Source organism: Streptomyces sp. NPDC034111 (assembly GCF_055575375.1).
In genome coordinates this window covers 158811-175925 of the sequence record NZ_JBVIST010000013.1, presented here as the reverse complement: position 1 = coordinate 175925, position 17115 = coordinate 158811, and the positions used below count along the sequence as shown (strand labels likewise).

The window sequence follows — 17115 nt, the reverse complement described above, 5'->3', positions numbered from 1 at the left end:
GGCCACCCCTTCCCATAATCAAGAATCTGACTAATCATAGTCGTGACTAGGCGGGAGCGGCAGCAGGAGAGGGGTTACGTCATGGCGACGACCGCGGAACGTTTCAAGGCGGCGGTGGAGGCACGCGAACTTGGTGCGCTGGAAGGGCTGTTCACCGAGGACATCCGCTTTTACAGCCCGGTGAAGTTCACCCCCTTCGAGGGCCGGCCGATGGTGCTGGGGCTCTTCGGGGTGCTGCTGCGGACCTTCGAGGACTTCCGTTACGTGGGCGAGCTGGCCGGCAGCGCGGAGACGGCGGCGGGGCCGGACGGCGGCACGGCGGACTCGACGATCCTGATCTTCCGGGCCACCGTGAACGGCAAGCAGATCCACGGCATCGATCTGCTGCAATTCGACGAGGCGGGCCTGATCAGGGAGTTCACGGTGATGGTGCGGCCGCAGTCCGCGGTACAGGCGCTGGGCGAGGCGGTGCTCGCCGGACTGGTCGCGGACGGGCTGGTCGGGGAAGGGCCGGTGGCGGAGGGGGCCGTGGCGTAGCGGTCGGTCGCGGACGGGCCCGCCGCGAAGAGGCCGTTCGCGGGGGTGGCCCGGTGGCGCAGCCGTAGGCGTGGCGGGCCGGCCCCCGCAGATGGCGTGCGAGGGCCGGCCCGTGCTGGATCAGTCGGATCAGTCGGTCACCGTGAGTGCGGCGGCCGGGCAGATGGCCGCGGCCTCGCGTACCGCGTCGTGCAGTTCGGCAGGCGGCGCGGCGTCCAGGACGACGACGATGCCGTCCTCGTCGCGCTGGTCGAAGACGTCCGGCGCGGCCAGTACGCAGCTGCCGGCGCCACAGCACTTCTCCTGGTCTGCGTGGATGCGCATGGCTGGTTCCCCCAAGTGGTCCGTGGACAAAGGAAGGTGGCTGAGTCGGGACGGGCGGTTACCAGGCGACCGGCAGGGCGTGCACCCCGTAGATCCCCATGTCGTGACGGAAGGGGACCTCCTCGAAGGGGACCGCGAGCCGCAGCTCCGGCAGCCGGCGAAGCAGCGTCTCCAGGGCGATCTGCAACTCCACACGCGCCAGCGGCTGGCCCAGGCACTGGTGAACACCGAACCCGAAGGCCACATGGCGGCGGGCGTCGCGGCCGACATCGAGCGCGTCGCCGCCGGGGAAGACCTCCTCGTCGCGGTTGGCGGAGTTGAGCGTGCACACCACGCCCTCGCCCGCGCGGATGGTGAAGCCGCTGACGGTGACGTCCTCCACAGCGACCCGCGGCAGGCCGTTGTGGACGATCGTCAGATAGCGCAGCAGCTCCTCCACGGCACCCTTGATCAGTGACGGGTCCTTGCGCAGCCGGGCCAGCTGGCCGGGGTTGCGCAGCAGGGCGAGCGTGGACAGTGCGGTCATGTTCGCGGTGGTCTCATGGCCCGCGACCAGCAACAGCCGCCCCATGGAGGCGATTTCGCCGGCACTGAGTTCGCCGCGCGCGACCAGCCGGCTGACGATGCCGTCGTCCGGTGTGTGCCGCTTGGACTCGGCGAGCCGGGTCAGGAACGCGTGCAGCTCCTGCTGGGCGGTGCGCACCTCATCGGCGGTCGACCGGAGGCTGAGCAGGATCCGGCTGCGCTCCTGGAAGAACGCATGGTCGTCGTACGGGACACCGAGCAGCAGGCAGATCACCAGGGACGGCAGCGGCAGGGCGAACGCGGTGACCAGGTCGGCCGAGTCACGGCCGTCGGTCATCCGGTCCAGCAGCTCATCGGCGATGCGCTGCACCTCGGGGCGCATCGCCTCCACCTTCTTGATCATGAAGTCGGCGGTGAGCATACGGCGCAGCCGGGCGTGCTCGGGGTCGTCCTGGCGGATGAAGGTCGGGGTGCTGGTGACCAGTTCACGGCCGCCGGCGGTGAGGAACGGGAACCCCGGGCGGGTGGCGTCCGCACTGAACCGCGGGTCGCCGAGGACCGCCCGTACGTCCTGATGCCGGGTCACCAGCCAACAGCTGGAGCCGTCCCACAGTGTCGCCCGGGTGATCGGCTCTTCCTGGCGGGCGCGTTCGACCCCGGGCGCCGGGGCGAAGGGGCAGCCGCCGGCCCGGGCGGCCGGGAGGGAGAGGGGTGCGGGGCGCTCGTCCGAGCCGGCGGGGCGTTCCGCGTCGATGCGTTCTGCGGTCGTCATCGGTCTGGTCCTTCCACGATCGGGACACGGCGGATGCCGTGGCGAACGGTGCGGGTGGCGCCATTCCTCGACGGGCTCATGTCGACGGGCTCATGGACTCAGAACTCGTCACTCTTAGCTAGTTACCTAACTTAAGCAACTAAGGTTTCTCACGGTAACTCACCACGAACGGGGCGGGGAAGGGGTAGATCACGGCGCGCGTGAGGTTGGCTCAAACCGAGCACAGGCCGGTACGCAGAGTGTGCGCACCGGCACACAACCTGTTGTTCGAGGGGCCGCTAAAGTGCCTGCATGCCGGACCCCGGAAGAGACCAGGACCCCACCGCCGCACTGCAAAGAGTGCTGGCCACGCTGTCCTACCTGCTCACCCGCTCCCGGGCACACGAGCGCCAGGCGGCCAAGGCGGGTGTCACGGCCGCACGCTCCGACCTATGGCTGCTGATGGCCCTGGAGGACAGCGGAGGCGTCACCAGGGTCGGCGATCTGGCCGAGCTGCTGATGGTCGAGCCGCCCCATGTCACCCGTCAGATCAGCCAGTTGGAATCCCAGGATCTGGTCGAACGCACCCCGGACTCGCTCGACCGCCGCGCCCGCAAGGTCGCCATCACCCCGCACGGCAAGGCCGTCCTCCAGCGCCTCCAGCAGACCAGCCAGACGAGCCTTCACGAGGCGCTGGCCGGCTTCGACGACGCCGACATCGCCACCACCGTCGCCGTGCTCAACCATCTGGTCGCCTGGGCCCGCCGCAAACACGCGGAGGAGGACCGGCAGCGGGGGCGGGGAGCCTGAGCATGCCTGAGTCTTGAGGCTGTTTCACTGAACGGTGCCTGAGGTGGTCGAGTCTCCCGGCTGTCGGGTGCGCGAAGGTCTTGGGGCGCGCAGCCGCGGTGATGAAAGGCTGACCTCCGGGGCGCTGATGAGCGCTACACGCGCACACGTACTGCCCGCTCACTCTTGCCATCACCGATGTGCCAAAGAGCGCACATGCCGGGATGGGTGGAGTTGCCGCCGCCATGGCATATCACTCGGAGGGGTGATTTTCCCTCTGAGGCGCCTATCGGCTTTTCACTCGTACGAATGATGTCGTCGCGGTTGGCTCGCGTGGATGGAGGGCTGTCTCAGTACGCGCGGCATCGCCATTCTTCGGTCGTTGCGTCTGAGCAGACGGCCAAGACTCACGGGCAGTCATCTGGCGTTTTTCCGCGGGCGGTTGCAGGGGGCCCTGCGCGCGCGAGGTTGCGCTAGGCGCCTCTGACGCTTGCTGTTGCCGTCCCTGGGTGGCCGCCGGCGCACAGGCGTGTGCCGGGTGTGCCGGTGCGACAGACCTAAGCTGCCGCTGACTTGATGGTGTGACATACGTCTTTACATTCATGGGCGTGAGAGGCAGGCATGAGTACCCAGCACCAAGAAGGAGAGAATGTGCACACGTCTGAGGAGCCGCGCCGTTCAGTCGGGGGGATGAGCGCTCGGACGCCGCGCTCTGCACCTTCCAGCGCCCGGCTTCTGTGGCTATTGGTCTCCGCGCTGTTTTCTCTGGTCATTGCACTCGTGACGGGAATCCTCAAAGGCAGCGCCGGAGCAGGCTTCGCGGAGGCCGTCTTGGCGGGCGGTGGCGCCTTCGCATGCGTTATGGCCCTCTGTGTGGCGGTCCTTGGCGCACTAGGGACCCTGTAAAAAGCCACGACTTCAAGTGAGGTGTGTCAGGTCCCAGGGCTTTGGTGTTCTCTTCCCGCGCCTGGCATGTGCATCAGTCCACGCGGGCCGCAAGGACACGGGTCGCAGCGCCGGGTGGCGCCGGCCACCGGTATGGAACGTGCCTCCAGGGACCACCGTGCCCATAACAGGCCTACGGTAAGGCCGGGTTGATGACCGACGAATGGCGTCGGCAGATCAATGAAGATGAGGCGCAACCGATTACAGCCACTTCCTGAAGGCGCAACCTCAGCAGAAGAATCCGCCGAGGGCCGGACTGAGCCCCTTCCTTGCCATTGCCCAAGAACAGGAGCGTAAGTGCATACCGAAGTCATGAAGGTCACCCCTGAGCTGGCGGAAGGCTGGCTGCTGAGGAACCCCAAGAACAGGCCAGTGAATGAGGAATGGGTCGCACAGCTTGCTCGTGCGATCGAGCGTGGTGAATGGCAACTCACGCATCAAGGAGTGGCCTTTGATGAGGACGGGGAGCTAATCGACGGCCAGCACCGGCTGTGCGCGGTGAAAAAGTCCCGTACTGCGGTACAGATGTGTGTGACGCGTGGTGTTCCGCGCGCCGCATTCTCAGTGATGGACACTGGTCGGAAGCGGACTGGGCGTGACGCCCTTGCCTTGATCAACGAGCAGAACAGCACGCATCTGGCTGCTGCATTGCGTGGTCTGTACCTCTTTCTCAACCAGCCTGACTCCGGGTGGTCCGGGCGTGCCACCTCGACCACGAATGATCAGCTGCTCAGAGTGCTGCAGGAACATGGTGGTATGCGTGAGGCGATCACTCGAGGTATCGCGCTGAACCGCGCTATGCGGATTACCGTGACGGCGTCATCCATCGGCTGGTACGTCACGTGCCGAGAGCGTCCCGACGTCGACCAAACGGAGTGGTTCGACAAGCTGGTGAGTGGCGCGGGGCTGGAGGCCGGGGACCCCCGCCTCACTCTCAGGAACACCATGCTCGGTCTGGCTGCCGGCAAGCGTCATCGTAAGAGCGATGATTCGCGGGTTCAGCTGCTCTATTACCTCAAAGCGTGGAACGCATGGGTGGAGCGCCGAGAGCTGAAACTGTTGCGTCGTGCCCCGAAGGAGCAGATGCCGAAGATCACCAAGAAGGGTGGGCGTTCGCTGGATGATGTGGCCGCGGGCTAGACATCGAGAGGGCCCGGACCGCTGAGCAATCCGGGCCCACTGACGAGTAAGCGCTTCGTGGGCGCCACTCGCGCCGCGCTTCGTGCTACTCGATCTCGACCCGGCCGCTGTGGCCCTGGGGGTTGGTTGTTTCTGAGGGGCTGTTCTTGTCGGGCTTGGCGGTCTGGGCCTCGGGGGTGCCGAGGTTGCGGCGGACGGAGTCGAGGATGGTCAGGCCCTGGCCGACCAGGCCGGCGGCGATTTCGCCGAGGCCGTCGGTGCCGTTGAGGACATTGACGTTGGCGTTGGCCAGGCCTGCGGAGGCCTCCTTGACGATCTGCGGGAGCTGGTCGATGAGCATCCGGTCCAGGGCGACCCGGTCGTGCGAGGCGGCGGCCTCGGCCTGGATCTTCATGCGCTCGGCCTCGGCCATGGCGAGCAGCTTGATCCGCTCGGCCTCGGCCTCGGCGGGCTTGACGACCTCGGTGACCAGTTCCTGCTGGCGCAGCCGGGCCCGGCGCTCGGCGAGTTCGGTCTGGGCGGCGAGGACTTCCTGCTGTGCGTGCGCCTGGGCGAGCGGGCCGGCCTGGGCGGCGCGTGCCTGGGCGCGGTCCACCTCGGCGGTGTACTCGGCCTGGACCACGGCCGTCTGCCGGGAGTACTCGGCCTGATTACGCGCGGCCTCCTGCTGGGCCTCGACGGAGGCCTGAGTGGCCTGCGCCTGGGCGATCTGCGCCTGACGCTGGATGGCCGCCTTGTGCGGGGCGGACATCGCCTCGATGTAGCCGGTGTCGCCGTCGTCGATCGACTGGATCTGGAGGGAGTCCACGATCAGGCCGATCTTCGCCATTTCGGTCTTGGACGTCTCCAGGACCTCGGTGGCCAGCTTCTGACGTTCGGTGACGATCTCCTCGACCGTCATCGAGCCGATGATGGAGCGCAGATGGCCGGCGAAGATCCGGCCGGTCAGCACCGACATCTGGTCCTGGTCGGACAGGAAGCGCTGGCCCGCGTTGACGACGCTCTCGGTGTCGTTGCCGACCTTGAACGCGATCACGGCGCGGACCGTGAGGGCGATGCCCTGCCGGGTGACGCACTTCTCGGCGACCTCGGCCTCACACATCGCCAGCGTCAGAAAGCGGACCTTGCGGAAGACCGGCAGCACGAACTTGCCGTGCCCGGTCACCACTCGGAACGGTGCGCCCCCCTGGCCACGCCTGCCTCCCGAGATCAGCATGGCTTGATCGGGGGCAGGAACGCGGTAACCGAACATCCTTCGTCTCCTCAACTGGCGTCGCCGGCATCGCCGGTCAACGCCTCCAACGGATCAGCCCACTCCATGACGTCGACCTGGCGATTGCCACGGGACTCGATCACGAGCACGGTCGCCCCTACCGGAAGGGGCTCGGCGGACCAGGCGAGAAAGGCCTCTGACCCACCCCTGATCCGCACCAGGACCTCACCGGGACCGGCAGCCCCCCGTGTGCCGATCAGCAGCACTCCCGTGCAGCCGATCACGGCATCATCCTGTGCCATCGGCGGCTGCCTCCCCCGTTACGTTCCTGGAAAACGACCATAGCGCCCCCGCGCGCAGGGGCCTATGGGGGGATGGCGGCGAGTTGGGAGGGCGGTGTGCGGCGGTCAAAATGCCGTCAAGACCTGCCAGGACTTGCTTGTGGAATCAGTGTGACGAGTGCAGTGCGTCGAGGGCGGTGAGGATGTCGGAGGGCTCGGCGCGGGCGGTGTAGTCGGTGTCTATGAAGGACCAACGGATGGTCGCGTCACGGTCGATGACGTAGGTGGCGGGTATCGGCAGGGTGCGCGGGTGGCCGCCGTTGACCCGTTGCAGGTCGAAGCCGAAGGAGTCGTATACGGCGGCCAGGTCGTCGGGCAGGTCGAAGGCGAGACCGTACGCCGTGGCGGTGTCCGAGCCGAGGTCGCTGAGGACGGGGAAGGACAGGGCGTGCTTCTCGGTGAGGGTGAGGGACTCGTCGGGGATCTGCGGAGAGACTGCGACCAGTTGGGCGCCGCGGGCGGTGAACTCGCCGAGGTGCTCCTGTAGCGCGCGCAGGGCGAGGTTGCAGAAGGGGCACCAGGCGCCGCGGTAGAAGGTGAGCACGACGGGGCCGGAGGCGAGCAGCGCGTCCAGGGACACCGACTCGCCGGTGGCGGTCGGGAGGCTGAAGCGGGGTGCGGTCTGCCCGGCCCGGCGGGCACGCGTGGCCTGGCCGGAGGCGGCGAGGTCGCGGGCGGCGCGGTCCATCACTTCGCGGGCGGCGTCCGGGATGACGCTGAAGCCGGCGCGGAAGACAGCGGTCAGTTCGTCGTTGAGGCTCATTGGGGTGGGTCCTCCTGAGGTGAGGGATGCGCGCGCAGGGGCGCGAGGGCGGCGGTCACCGTGTCCGTCAGGGACTGTGCGTCGGCACCGGCGCGGGAGCGCAGATTGACGCCGTATGCGAGGGTCGCCAGCACCGCGGCGGCGGCGTCGAGGTCGGTGGACGGCTGGAGTTGCCCCAGGCCGGCCGCGGTGACCAGGGCCGAGCGCAGGGCCGACTGGAGCGTGGTGTGGTGGTCCTCGAGAACGGTGCGGATGCCGGGGTCGGCGCATTCGGGACCGGCGTGGGCATTGGTGACCATGCAGCCCCAGCCGGCGACCGGGCCGGAGCACCGTACGTCGATCAGCCCGCTGAAGAACTCCTCGATCGCGGTCAGCCCCGAGCCCGCCGAGGCGAGATGGGCGAAGGCCGGTGCCGAGTGCTGCGCTATATAGCGGTCCAGCGCCGCTGCGTAGAGACCGTCCTTGTTGCCGAACGTGGCGTAGAGGCTGGAGCGGCTGACGCCGGTAGCGGTCACCAGCGCCTGGACCCCGGTCGTGGGCAGGCCCTGGCGCCAGAAGACCTGGATGGCCTCGTCCAGCACGATGTCGGGGTTGAAGTGCTTGATGTCGGGCATGGCGAAGCTGCTCCTTTCGCGCCCCAGCTCATCTTGGAACGGTTATTCCAAGATACGCCAAGACGGCTGTGGAGCAAGTGAGTTGGGCCATGGCTGTGGAAAACATGTGGAGCCGGCCCCTCCGCGCCGAGAGCGCGCGGAGGGGCCTGTGCGGGCGGCGGCTACTTCCTGCGGGCCGCCGTGCCCGGCAGCACTGGCAGCAGCGGCAGCAGTGCCGAGATCGCAGCGGCCAGGGTGATGTTGAAGAGCACCGCGATCGTCAGCGCATGCCCGTATGCGCTCACGTCGTTGTGTGCGGCGCCGTCGAGGGCGTTGTAGTAGAGGACGCCGACGAGGGCCACGCCGACCGCGCCGCCGATCTGCTGGCCGGTGGAGAGCAGCCCGGAGGCCATCCCCACGTGCCGGGGACCGACGTTGGCGAGCACCGCGTTCAGCAGCGGAGTGACCAGCAGACCGTTGCCCGCGCCGACCAGGAGCAGGGCCGGCGCCAGCTCCCACGCGGTCAGCGTGGCACCGGCGTTGACGACCAGAACGGCGATGCCGGCGAAGCCCAGCCCGCTGATCAGACCGCCGAGTTGCAGCACCCGGCGCCCGAAGCGGGCGAGCCGGCCGGCGATGAGGCTGGTGGCGAAGAACGTGACCGCGAGCGGCGTATAGACCAGCCCGGCTCCGAGCGCGTCCAGGCCCAGACCGTCCTGGAGCGTCAGCGACAGGATGAGGAAGAAGGAGTTGATACCCGCGTAGGCCACTACCACCAGGGTCATACCGACCGCGAACGGACGCTCGCGCAACAGCCCCAGCTGGACGAGCGGAGCACCGCCCGCGGCGTCCACCCTCCGTTCCACCAGGCCGAACGCGCCGAACGCCAGCACGCTGCCGGCCAGGCTGAGCCAGGTCCACAGCGGCCAGCCGTACGAGCGCCCCTCGACCAGCGGCACCACGAGCAGGAAGAGCGCCACGGTGAGCACGACCGCGCCGGGCAGGTCGAGGCGGCGGGCCTCCGGTGCGCGGGACTCGGGCACGTACAGCGCGGCCAGCAGCAGCGTCACCAGACCGACGGGCACATTGACCCAGAACACCGGCCGCCACGAGGAGCCGAAGAGGTCGGCGGAGATCAGCACTCCGCCGAGCAACTGCCCGACGATCGTGGACATTCCGATGACCGCGCCGAGCGCACCGAACGCCCTGGGGCGCTTCTCCGCCGGGACCAGCACCTGGATCATCGCGAAGACCTGCGGGAACATCGCGGCCGCGCTCAGGCCCTGGACCAGTCGTGCGCCGATCAGGCTGCCGGAGCCGGGCGCGAGCGCACAGCCCACGGAGGAGAGCGTGAACAGTGCCATCCCCATCAGGAACAGCCGTTTGCGGCCGTAGCGGTCTCCGAGGCGTGCGCCGGTGATCAGGGCGATGGCGTAGGTGAGCTGATAGCCCGCCAGGACCAGCTGGATATCGGCGGCGGTGGCGTGCAGATCGGCCTGGATGGCGGGGGCGGCGACGAGCACGATGAACGTGTCGAGGACGGCCATGAAGGCCCCGGTCAGCGCGATGGTCAGGGCCCGCCACGGCGCCGCACCGCCAGCCGCACCGGAGGGCGGTGCTCCCTGCGGTATCGCCGACCGTACGGGGGGCTGGGACTGCTGCCCGGTGGCGCCCGGGGGCTGGGTCTGGGTCATGCGGCAAGCGTCGGACGGCACCGCACGGGCGTACAGAGACCAATTATGCTGGTGTTCCCACCACCCCCATATACGCGCTACGCCGCTATACGAGTGCGGGCGCCGTGACCCGGCCGGTACGCCCCGCGATCCGCTGCGAACGGGAGTCTCGATGGCTGACCAGCAACGGCGGCGCTCTCTGGGGGAGTTCCTGCGCTCACGCCGGGAACGGATCACGCCCGAGGATGCGGGCATCCTCGCGGGGCCGCGGCGCCGCACTCCAGGGCTGCGGCGCGAAGAGGTCGCCCAGCTCTCCGGGGTCAGCGTCACTTGGTACACGTGGCTGGAGCAGGCGCGCGACATCACCGTCAGCCGGCAGGTCCTCACCAGCCTGGCGCGCGCCCTGATGCTCAGCTCGACCGAGCGCCGGCATCTGTTCGCGCTGGCCGGGGTGCCGCTGCCGGAGCAGCCACCGGGCCGCGGCCCGGGCCCCGCGCTCCAGCGGCTGGTGGACGCGCTCGAACCGCACCCCGCGTACCTGCTCGACGCCAACTGGGACCTGGTGGGCTGGAACCGCGCCGAGGCGGGCCTGATCGGCGACCCGGGACAGCTGGAGCCGGCCGAACGCAACCTGCTGTGGCTGGTGTTCATGGATCCGGCCATGCGCACCCTGCTGGTCGACTGGAACGAGCAGGCGCAGAACCTCGTCGCCCAGTTCCGGGCCGATTCCCGGCAGCGCCTCGGGGACCCGCGCTTCGAGCAGCTGACCGGCGGACTGCGGGAGGCGAGCGCGGAGTTCCGTACCTGGTGGGAGGCGCATGACATCGCGGACTTCGGCAGCAGCCGCAGACGGTTCCGCCACCCCTGGGTCGGGCCGCTGACCTTCGACTACGTGAAGCTGGCGGCGCTGGATGCGCCCGGCGTCAAGCTGTTCGCGTGTATGCCGGCCGATGCGGAGACGGCCGGGAAGCTGCCCGCGTTGCAGCGGTGTGCGGGGGGTGTCCGGGACGGGGCGCCGGAGAGTGCCGGGGCGACGGGCGTGGCGTAGGCCGGTCGCTGCTGTGCCGTGACCGGCGCGCGCGTGAGGACAGCGCCTCGCACCGGCTGTCGCACCCGACCGGAGCGGGCACAGGATGTCGGGTCCGGCAGGGTGGCTTCTTCCTACGGTGACAGGTCGGAAAGGGAAGGAGGCCGGGGTGCTGGAGCAGCTGAACCGGGCCATGGAGCACATCGAGGGCCACCTCGATCAGCGGATCGAGACGGCCGAGCTGGCGCGGATCGCCATGACGTCGGAGTACCACTTCCGGCGCATGTTCTCCGCGCTGGCGGGGCTCCCGCTGTCGGAGTACATCCGCCGCAGGCGGCTGACCGTCGCGGGCGCCGAGGTGCTGGCGGGCGAACGGACGCTGCTGGATGTCGCGGTGCGCTACGGCTACACGTCGGGCGAGGCGTTCGCCCGTGCGTTCCGCGCGCTGCACGGTGTCGGTCCGGGCGAGGCCCGGCGCACCGGTGCGGCCCTGCACTCCCAGCCACGGATGTCCTTCCGCCTGATCATCGAAGGGAGCACCACCATGCAGTACCGGATCGTGGAGAAGGACGAGTTCCGCGTCGTCGGCAAGAAGGCCCACGTGCCCCTCGTCCACGAGGGGGTGAACCCGGACATCGCCGCGTTCATCAAGACCCTCCCCCTGGAGACCGTGCAACGCATAGCCGACCTGTCCGACCAGGAGCCGGCCGGGATCGTCTCGGTGACCGAGCACCTCTCCTGCAACCGCGAGGAGGGCACCGAACTCGCCTACTACCACGCGGCGGTGACCGGCGCCGAGGCCCCCGAGGACCTTGACGTGCTGGTCGTCCCCGCGGGTACGTGGGCCGTCTTCGAGAACAGCGGACCGTTCCCCGAGGTGCTCCAGAACACCTGGCGCGACGTTTACACCCAGTGGTTCCCCGCCAACCCGTACGAGAGCCGGACGGGCCCGGAGATCCTGCACACCCGGCCCTCGCCGGACTGGTCGGAGGCGGAGACCCAGCTGTGGATTCCGGTGGAGCGGACGGCGGCGGCCTGAGGGACCGTCGGTGGACGGCGTAGGCGCGGCTCCCAGGCGGGCAGGACCGCCCGCCTGGGAGCCGGATGAGCCGGATGAAGAGTGGCGCCGCCTACTGGAGCATGCCCTCGATGATTTCCGTGTTCACGGAGGAGACGCCGGTGGTGGTGATGCCGGATGACGTGCCGGGGAGGCGGAGTGAGCCGTCGACGATGCCGGTGATGAACAGGTCGGCGTGACCGTCACGGTCGGTGTCGCGGAGCCGGACCGTGTCGCCGAAGCAGTCGTTCCACGCCACGGAGCCCGGCACGCCGGCGGTGTTGCGGGCGAACCACTGGGAGCCGGTGCCGGTGATGCCGCTCGCGCTGCCGCGCAGGACGTGGACCCCGCCCTCGGTATTCTGCTCGTTGATCATCTCTCCGTACGCGCCGATCGCCAGGTCCGGGTAGCCGTCGCCATTGACGTCGGCGGCCGAGATGGACGAGCCGAACCGGTCATCGGTCTCGGGTGTGCCGGCCACGCCGCTGGTGGCCTGGGTGATGCGGGCGCTGGTGGCGGGGCCGGTGGAGGAGCCGTACCAGAGCGACACCGCGCCCTTGTAGTTGCCGTACATCTGGGTGCCGACCGCGAGGTCGCCGTAGCCGTCCTTGTTGAAGTCGGCGATCACCCCTTGGTCGGGGAAGAGGTCGGCGTAGTTCGTGACCAGGCGCAGGGTCTTGCCCGAGGTCAGCGTGGAACCGCCCTTGATGAACCAGGCGTCCGTGCCGAAATTGTCCGGTTCGTCGACGAGCCCGACGATCACCAGATCCGTCTTGGAGTCGCCGTTCATGTTCCCGGCGACCAGGGACCCGGACTCGAAGCTCGACGACGACTTGTCGAGGGTGGAGATCGAGCCGCCCACGCCGGAAGGTGTGAGGGGACCGCGGTAGACGTAGGTCTTGCCCGCGCTGATCGCAGCGAGGTCCTTCTTGCCGTCCCCGTTGAAGTCTCCGACGGCGAGGTCCCGGCCGAAGTGGCCGTCGGACTGCTTGGCGCCCATATTGGGGACCGAGGTGCCACCGGAGAGGCCGCCCGCACTTCCCCACAGGATGGTGACGGAGCCCTGATCCGTAAGCCCGTTGACGTCTTCGCCGTACGCCGTCACCGCCAGGTCCGCGTATCCGTCGGCGTTGAAGTCGGCGGGGGTGTTGTGACCGCCGAAGAGGTCACCCTCCTCGTCGGCCCCAGGGACGCCGGGGCTGGACTGGTCGATCATCTGGGTCTGGGTGCCGGGCCCGTTGGCGGTGCCGAAGGTGATCAGGACGCCGCCGCCCGGGCTGTGCCCAGGCGAGTAGGTGGCGTAGTCGCGATAGCCGTCACCGTTGAAGTCGTCCGCGTACTTCGCAGCGGCCGCGCTCGCTGAGGGTGCCGTGAAGACGGGGACGAGGGCCGCCACGAGGAGCGCCGCGCAGGCTGCGGGGCGAATGCGCATGAAATGTCTCTCCGATGTTCCGTACGACCGCCCATGCGCCGGGCGCTACTGCCGGGACACACGGGTCGGTTGGTGAACAGGAGACAGCGGGCAAGGGCGGAAGGTTGCAGGGGGAGAGGAAGGAATTCTTGGGGCTGGGGACGAACCGGGACGAGCTGGCGGAGAGGAGCGCATGCCCATGCCATCTATGCGTGCTCTCCTTCGTCCGAGCTGTCCGGCACGGGCAGCCGCCCGCCCCTGCTGTCCGCGATGCGCAGTACGTCGCCGAGCGCCCTCGCGGTCCGCTTGAGCGTCACCCGGAGCGTCAGCGGCCCCGCCGTCGGGTCGCCCAACACCTCTTCCGCGTCCTCGACCACGGCGGCGGCGTCGCGCATCTGGTCCGCCTCCATCGCGTCGGCCTTCCTGGAGAGGTAGCCGTCGCAGTGGTCCGTACTCAGGAAGCACGGCGCTCCCGACGGGGTCTCCCAAGGCAGCAACCGGAGCCCGGAGCCGGGGAGTTGCGGGTTGTCCGGGTCGTAGGTCATCGCGCGACCACCAGGTTCCGGCGCCGCGCGTACTGCGCACGACGCTCTCGTCGTTGTTCAGGCGTCAGGAGATAGGGGCGGACGAGGTGGGAGTCCTCGCCGCGTAACGGCACCTCTGAGCCGCGCCATACGGGTACGTAGACCGGCGCGACGTGGACCGCCACGGTGGCCGGTGCGGCGACGGGTGCGCGGTGGCGGTGGCGGCCCCTGGCGGGAAACAGCAGACGCAGCAGCGCGTTGCAGGCCAGGGCGATAGGTTTGCTCATGTCGTCAACCTCGAGGGGGTTGGTGGCCACGCCCCCGGGCCGTCCCATCGGTCGCGGGGGTCTTTGCGTACAGCCTCCAATGTCAGTGACGGCGAGTAGTCTCGCTAGTACGCAGAGTGTGACGAGCCTTTTCGCACAAGGGGGTTGACGAATGGGCAGCACGTACGGGGACTGGCTCCGCGAACAGCGAGAAGCGGCGGGGCTGACGCAGCAGCAGTTGGCGGACGCGGCGGTGATGACCCGCTCGCACATCGCGCACATCGAGGCGGGGCGGCGGATCCCGTCGAAGGAGGATGCGCGGCGGTTGGACAGGGCTCTCAATACGGGGAACGTGCTGAGTAGTTTTCGGCCGGGCGAAGATGGGAGGCCGGTCGGCAGCCACTTCGAGGCAGCCCTCGTATTCGAACAACAGGCCTCCAGGATCCGCGAGTTCGCACTCTCCTATATGCCCGGGATCCTTCAGACGAGGAGGTACGCAGATGCGGTTCTACGCGTTGCGTTCCCCCCGCTGAGCGATGAGGAACGTGACCGGGCCGTCGTCACCCGGCTTGAGCGCGCGAGGATCCTCGATGATCCGGTGACACCGGTGGTGTGGGCGTTGCTGGACGAGGCGGTGCTTCGCCGTCCGGTCGGTGGCTCGGATGTCATGGCCGAGCAGATCATGCACGTGGTCCGGTTGGCTGAGCGCGGGCGGGTACGCGTACACGTGGTGCCGTTCGGGCTGGGTGCACATCCGCTGTTGGAAGGCATGGCCACACTGATGTGGTTCGAGGACCAGCCTCCGGTTGCCTATGTCGAAGCCATGCGTACGGGCAAGGTGTACGACGACCCGGTCCTGGTCGAACAATTCCTGGGCGCCTACGATCTCGCACTAGGCGATGCACTGCCGCTGAAAGAGTCACTTGCTCTGATGAGGGCGACAGCGAAGGACTACGGACACCATGACTGAGCACACCATCCCGGATGCCTCCCAGCTGACCGGCTGGCGTAAGTCGTCGTACAGCGGTTCCTCCGAGGGCAGCTGCCTCGAAGTCCTGGACGGTCACCCCGCCGGCGTCCCCGTCCGCGACTCCAAGGACCCGCATGGGCCCGCGCTGGTCTTCGAGACCGGGGTGTGGTCGTCGTTCGTTGCGGCGGTCAGGGACGGAGAGTTCGGACGCCACGTCTGAGCACATCCGGCGTACCGGAATCAACGGGGCTATCCGTTCCTATCCCAAATGAGCAGTTACTGCTTATGTGCTCTCGTGTGGATCAAGCCATGAGGGCCGTGCCGGATGTCGTTAACGCTAGGCAAAACCGCAGTTCATAGCCGCCTTAGCCGCCTTATGTACCAGGAGGGCGGCCGCACTGGTGTGCTGCGATTTGGCCAGTCCTTTGCTGCTCGTTGATCATTTGGTGACATCCTTGATACCTTCAATTCGTGTAGCCGCAAAACCTTTGGGCAGCCATGAAATGAGGGTTGAATGTTAACCGCCCAGATAATTCGACAGTCCTTTGACGCCGCCCTTCCGGTCGAATCCCAGATTCTCGAAATTCCATCGGTGCGACAGATGTCTCTGGTGCAGCAGCGTGGAATGCTGGATCGCTTTGATGCCTATGGTTTTGTGATCCTTCGGTGCCTGGACCTGAGCGACAGCTACCAGGACCTCCTCGGCCTTGGAAGGTATTTCGGGAATCCGGCGCCGCATCCCCGGGCCGATGGCCAGGGGATTGTCGGGATCAATGCCTTCAAGCGCGCGGCGGGTTTTCTCGGTTCCACTCCCGCCGAACATCTGCTGCATACCGACGGTGCCTTCCGTGATGCGCCCGAGAAGATCATCACGCTCCAGTGCGTCACCCCGGCGGCAACCGGGGGCATGACCGTCCTCGCCAGCGCGCAGGCCGCGTACGACCATGTGGCGCGTGCATTCCCGGACAAGGTTGAGATTCTGTCGAGGGCTGACGCGCTCACGGTGACCCGTACGGCGCAAAGCAGCACACAGGCGGTGTTCACCCGCTGCGGAGAATGGCGTGGAATCAAGTTCCGAATGCGTGATGGTGCCGCGGAGGCTACACCGCATGCCGACGCCCAGGAAATTTTCGACGAGCTGTGCAGCTTCTTCGAGGCTCCGGAGAACCGATTAACGTTCATGCTGGAGGCTGGCGACATTATGATCGCGGACAACACGGCCATCGTGCACGGCAGGACCTCGTTCCCTCCGCACGAACCGCGGAACATGCGTCGGCTCAACTTCGATGCCACCGGCCCCGCATGCGCGCGCCTGACCTTCGGATTCCTCCCCTCCGTATCGGGCGAGGCTGGTTCAGAAGCGTGGCTCGATAGGTGATCGTCGAACTCATATCCATTGTCCTGCCCATCGTGCTCTGCGCCGGCCTGGGGGTGGCGTGGGACAAGTTCAAGCAGCCCGTCGACACCGCGTTCGTTACGTCGTTCGTGTCCAATGTCGGGTTCCCCTGCCTCCTGCTCTCGTCCCTGGACCGGCCGGGACTGACCCTCGGCCGGGTGGCGCAGACCTTCGTGGCCGGCGCCCTGGCGGTCGGCTGCTTCGCCGTCATAGGGCTCCTCGCGCTAAAGGTCCTGCGCCTCCGGGACCGCCGCTATCTCCCGGCACTGATGCTGCCGAACACGGGCAACCTCGGCATACCCATCGCCTACTTCGTCGTCGGCAATGATGGTCTGGTCTTTGCGGTGGCTTTCTCCACGCTGATTCAGATCGGCCATGTGACGCTGGGTGCGTGGCTTGCCTCTGGGCATATGTCCCCGAGAAAGCTGCTCAAGAACCCGATGATCTATTCACTGGCGCTGGCGCTGGTGAAGCTGGGTTTCCATGTCGAAGTTCCGGGCCCACTGGCGAAAACGCTGGATCTTCTTGGTGGTGTCACGCTTCCATTGATGCTGTTCATGCTCGGCATCTCCCTGGCGAATCTTCGAGTGCGGAGCCTGTCACGGACCGTGTTCTTGTCCGTTGTCCGGGTCGGCGGCGGATTTGCGGTGGGTTACTTTCTGGCCGGGGCGCTGGGGCTCGCGCCGGCGGCGGCAACAGCTTTCGTCATTCAGTGCTCCATGCCGGTAGCAGTGCTGAGTCATATGCTCGCGCAGAAGTATGAAGGCCCGAGCGGCGAGATTGCCGAAATGGTCCTGGCGTCGACGGCTCTCACGGTCGTCACTCTTCCACTGCTGATCACGATCGCGTAGCGCGGTATGCCGTCGAGTA

The 17115-nt window shown here is 67.7% G+C and carries 19 protein-coding genes; 9 read left to right on the top strand and 10 right to left on the bottom strand.

Annotated features, from left to right (window positions below):
- The first annotated feature begins 81 nt into the window (after nucleotides 1–81).
- Complete coding sequence (locus ACZ55A_RS26025) at nucleotides 82–537, top strand: nuclear transport factor 2 family protein (protein WP_468844566.1); 456 nt, start codon at nucleotides 82–84, stop codon at nucleotides 535–537.
- A gap of 129 nt (nucleotides 538–666) precedes the next feature.
- Here ACZ55A_RS26025 and ACZ55A_RS26020 read toward each other — a convergent pair whose 3' ends face one another.
- Both ACZ55A_RS26020 and ACZ55A_RS26015 read right to left on the bottom strand, forming a co-directional pair.
- The gene (locus ACZ55A_RS26020) at nucleotides 667–861 is read right to left on the bottom strand and encodes a ferredoxin (protein WP_468844563.1); all 195 of its coding nucleotides are present in this window, start codon (nucleotides 859–861) and stop codon (nucleotides 667–669) included.
- A gap of 58 nt (nucleotides 862–919) precedes the next feature.
- Nucleotides 920–2158: a cytochrome P450 gene (locus ACZ55A_RS26015; protein WP_468844560.1), complete on the bottom strand. Its 1239-nt coding sequence runs from the start codon at nucleotides 2156–2158 to the stop codon at nucleotides 920–922.
- A gap of 291 nt (nucleotides 2159–2449) precedes the next feature.
- Between ACZ55A_RS26015 and ACZ55A_RS26010 the strand changes: the two genes are divergently transcribed.
- Nucleotides 2450–2947, top strand: a complete 498-nt coding sequence (locus ACZ55A_RS26010; RefSeq protein WP_468844557.1) for a MarR family winged helix-turn-helix transcriptional regulator — start codon at nucleotides 2450–2452, stop codon at nucleotides 2945–2947.
- 1221 nt (nucleotides 2948–4168) lie between these two features.
- A complete protein-coding gene (locus ACZ55A_RS26005) occupies nucleotides 4169–5011 on the top strand; it encodes a hypothetical protein (RefSeq protein WP_468844555.1) in 843 nt (280 codons plus the stop codon).
- Between the two features lie 85 nt (nucleotides 5012–5096).
- On the opposite strand, the gene ACZ55A_RS26000 is transcribed toward ACZ55A_RS26005, so the two are convergent.
- The 5 genes from ACZ55A_RS26000 to ACZ55A_RS25980 form a co-directional block, all read right to left on the bottom strand.
- Complete coding sequence (locus ACZ55A_RS26000) at nucleotides 5097–6263, bottom strand: SPFH domain-containing protein (RefSeq protein WP_468844552.1); 1167 nt, start codon at nucleotides 6261–6263, stop codon at nucleotides 5097–5099.
- Nucleotides 6264–6274: 11 nt separating this feature from the next.
- Nucleotides 6275–6526 carry a hypothetical protein gene (locus ACZ55A_RS25995; protein ID WP_468844550.1) on the bottom strand — a complete coding sequence of 84 codons (252 nt, stop codon included), beginning with the start codon at nucleotides 6524–6526 and terminating at the stop codon, nucleotides 6275–6277.
- Between the two features lie 145 nt (nucleotides 6527–6671).
- Nucleotides 6672–7328 (bottom strand): peroxiredoxin-like family protein, encoded by a 657-nt coding sequence (locus ACZ55A_RS25990; RefSeq protein ID WP_468844547.1) that lies wholly within the window; start codon nucleotides 7326–7328, stop codon nucleotides 6672–6674.
- Nucleotides 7325–7942, bottom strand: a complete 618-nt coding sequence (locus ACZ55A_RS25985; RefSeq protein WP_468844545.1) for a TetR/AcrR family transcriptional regulator — start codon at nucleotides 7940–7942, stop codon at nucleotides 7325–7327. The genes ACZ55A_RS25990 and ACZ55A_RS25985 overlap by 4 nt, the downstream gene beginning before the upstream one ends.
- Before the next feature lie 161 nt (nucleotides 7943–8103).
- Nucleotides 8104–9615 (bottom strand): MFS transporter, encoded by a 1512-nt coding sequence (locus ACZ55A_RS25980; protein ID WP_468844542.1) that lies wholly within the window; start codon nucleotides 9613–9615, stop codon nucleotides 8104–8106.
- A 151-nt stretch (nucleotides 9616–9766) separates the two neighbouring features.
- Between ACZ55A_RS25980 and ACZ55A_RS25975 the strand changes: the two genes are divergently transcribed.
- On the top strand, nucleotides 9767–10642 hold the full coding sequence (locus ACZ55A_RS25975) for a helix-turn-helix transcriptional regulator (protein WP_468844540.1): 876 nt from the start codon (nucleotides 9767–9769) through the stop codon (nucleotides 10640–10642).
- Nucleotides 10643–10790: 148 nt separating this feature from the next.
- Nucleotides 10791–11660 (top strand): AraC family transcriptional regulator, encoded by an 870-nt coding sequence (locus ACZ55A_RS25970; RefSeq protein ID WP_468844538.1) that lies wholly within the window; start codon nucleotides 10791–10793, stop codon nucleotides 11658–11660.
- A gap of 91 nt (nucleotides 11661–11751) precedes the next feature.
- Here the strand turns inward: ACZ55A_RS25970 and ACZ55A_RS25965 are convergent, their stop codons facing one another.
- The 3 genes from ACZ55A_RS25965 to ACZ55A_RS25955 all read right to left on the bottom strand — a co-directional run bounded on the left by ACZ55A_RS25965 (nucleotide 11752) and on the right by ACZ55A_RS25955 (nucleotide 13900).
- Nucleotides 11752–13110, bottom strand: a complete 1359-nt coding sequence (locus tag ACZ55A_RS25965) for an FG-GAP and VCBS repeat-containing protein (RefSeq protein WP_468844535.1) — start codon at nucleotides 13108–13110, stop codon at nucleotides 11752–11754.
- 185 nt (nucleotides 13111–13295) lie between these two features.
- A complete protein-coding gene (locus ACZ55A_RS25960; protein WP_468844532.1) occupies nucleotides 13296–13634 on the bottom strand; it encodes a hypothetical protein in 339 nt (112 codons plus the stop codon).
- Nucleotides 13631–13900, bottom strand: coding sequence for a hypothetical protein (locus tag ACZ55A_RS25955; protein WP_468844529.1), 270 nt, complete (start codon nucleotides 13898–13900; stop codon nucleotides 13631–13633). The genes ACZ55A_RS25960 and ACZ55A_RS25955 overlap by 4 nt, the downstream gene beginning before the upstream one ends.
- 151 nt (nucleotides 13901–14051) lie before the next feature.
- Here ACZ55A_RS25955 and ACZ55A_RS25950 point away from each other — a divergent pair, with 151 nt between their 5' ends.
- From ACZ55A_RS25950 to ACZ55A_RS25935, 4 genes are all read left to right on the top strand, one after another.
- Nucleotides 14052–14849, top strand: coding sequence for a helix-turn-helix domain-containing protein (locus tag ACZ55A_RS25950; protein ID WP_468844527.1), 798 nt, complete (start codon nucleotides 14052–14054; stop codon nucleotides 14847–14849).
- Complete coding sequence (locus ACZ55A_RS25945) at nucleotides 14842–15069, top strand: DUF397 domain-containing protein (RefSeq protein ID WP_468844524.1); 228 nt, start codon at nucleotides 14842–14844, stop codon at nucleotides 15067–15069. Before ACZ55A_RS25950 ends, ACZ55A_RS25945 begins: the two co-directional genes overlap by 8 nt.
- A 294-nt stretch (nucleotides 15070–15363) precedes the next feature.
- Nucleotides 15364–16227 carry a TauD/TfdA family dioxygenase gene (locus tag ACZ55A_RS25940; protein WP_468844521.1) on the top strand — a complete coding sequence of 288 codons (864 nt, stop codon included), beginning with the start codon at nucleotides 15364–15366 and terminating at the stop codon, nucleotides 16225–16227.
- Nucleotides 16224–17096, top strand: coding sequence for an AEC family transporter (locus tag ACZ55A_RS25935; protein ID WP_468844519.1), 873 nt, complete (start codon nucleotides 16224–16226; stop codon nucleotides 17094–17096). The genes ACZ55A_RS25940 and ACZ55A_RS25935 overlap by 4 nt, the downstream gene beginning before the upstream one ends.
- Nucleotides 17097–17115: the final 19 nt, after the last annotated feature.

What these genes read in the sequence shown, in the direction of transcription:
- ACZ55A_RS26025 (WP_468844566.1), top strand. Translation starts at nt 82, where the DNA reads ATGGCGACGACCGCGGAACGTTTCAAGGCGGCGGTGGAGGCACGCGAA.
- ACZ55A_RS26020 (WP_468844563.1), bottom strand. Translation starts at nt 861, where the DNA reads ATGCGCATCCACGCAGACCAGGAGAAGTGCTGTGGCGCCGGCAGCTGC.
- ACZ55A_RS26015 (WP_468844560.1), bottom strand. Translation starts at nt 2,158, where the DNA reads ATGACGACCGCAGAACGCATCGACGCGGAACGCCCCGCCGGCTCGGAC.
- ACZ55A_RS26010 (WP_468844557.1), top strand. Translation starts at nt 2,450, where the DNA reads ATGCCGGACCCCGGAAGAGACCAGGACCCCACCGCCGCACTGCAAAGA.
- ACZ55A_RS26000 (WP_468844552.1), bottom strand. Translation starts at nt 6,263, where the DNA reads ATGTTCGGTTACCGCGTTCCTGCCCCCGATCAAGCCATGCTGATCTCG.
- ACZ55A_RS25995 (WP_468844550.1), bottom strand. Translation starts at nt 6,526, where the DNA reads ATGGCACAGGATGATGCCGTGATCGGCTGCACGGGAGTGCTGCTGATC.
- ACZ55A_RS25990 (WP_468844547.1), bottom strand. Translation starts at nt 7,328, where the DNA reads ATGAGCCTCAACGACGAACTGACCGCTGTCTTCCGCGCCGGCTTCAGC.
- ACZ55A_RS25985 (WP_468844545.1), bottom strand. Translation starts at nt 7,942, where the DNA reads ATGCCCGACATCAAGCACTTCAACCCCGACATCGTGCTGGACGAGGCC.
- ACZ55A_RS25980 (WP_468844542.1), bottom strand. Translation starts at nt 9,615, where the DNA reads ATGACCCAGACCCAGCCCCCGGGCGCCACCGGGCAGCAGTCCCAGCCC.
- ACZ55A_RS25975 (WP_468844540.1), top strand. Translation starts at nt 9,767, where the DNA reads ATGGCTGACCAGCAACGGCGGCGCTCTCTGGGGGAGTTCCTGCGCTCA.
- ACZ55A_RS25965 (WP_468844535.1), bottom strand. Translation starts at nt 13,110, where the DNA reads ATGCGCATTCGCCCCGCAGCCTGCGCGGCGCTCCTCGTGGCGGCCCTC.
- ACZ55A_RS25960 (WP_468844532.1), bottom strand. Translation starts at nt 13,634, where the DNA reads ATGACCTACGACCCGGACAACCCGCAACTCCCCGGCTCCGGGCTCCGG.
- ACZ55A_RS25955 (WP_468844529.1), bottom strand. Translation starts at nt 13,900, where the DNA reads ATGAGCAAACCTATCGCCCTGGCCTGCAACGCGCTGCTGCGTCTGCTG.
- ACZ55A_RS25950 (WP_468844527.1), top strand. Translation starts at nt 14,052, where the DNA reads ATGGGCAGCACGTACGGGGACTGGCTCCGCGAACAGCGAGAAGCGGCG.
- ACZ55A_RS25945 (WP_468844524.1), top strand. Translation starts at nt 14,842, where the DNA reads ATGACTGAGCACACCATCCCGGATGCCTCCCAGCTGACCGGCTGGCGT.
- ACZ55A_RS25940 (WP_468844521.1), top strand. Translation starts at nt 15,364, where the DNA reads ATGTTAACCGCCCAGATAATTCGACAGTCCTTTGACGCCGCCCTTCCG.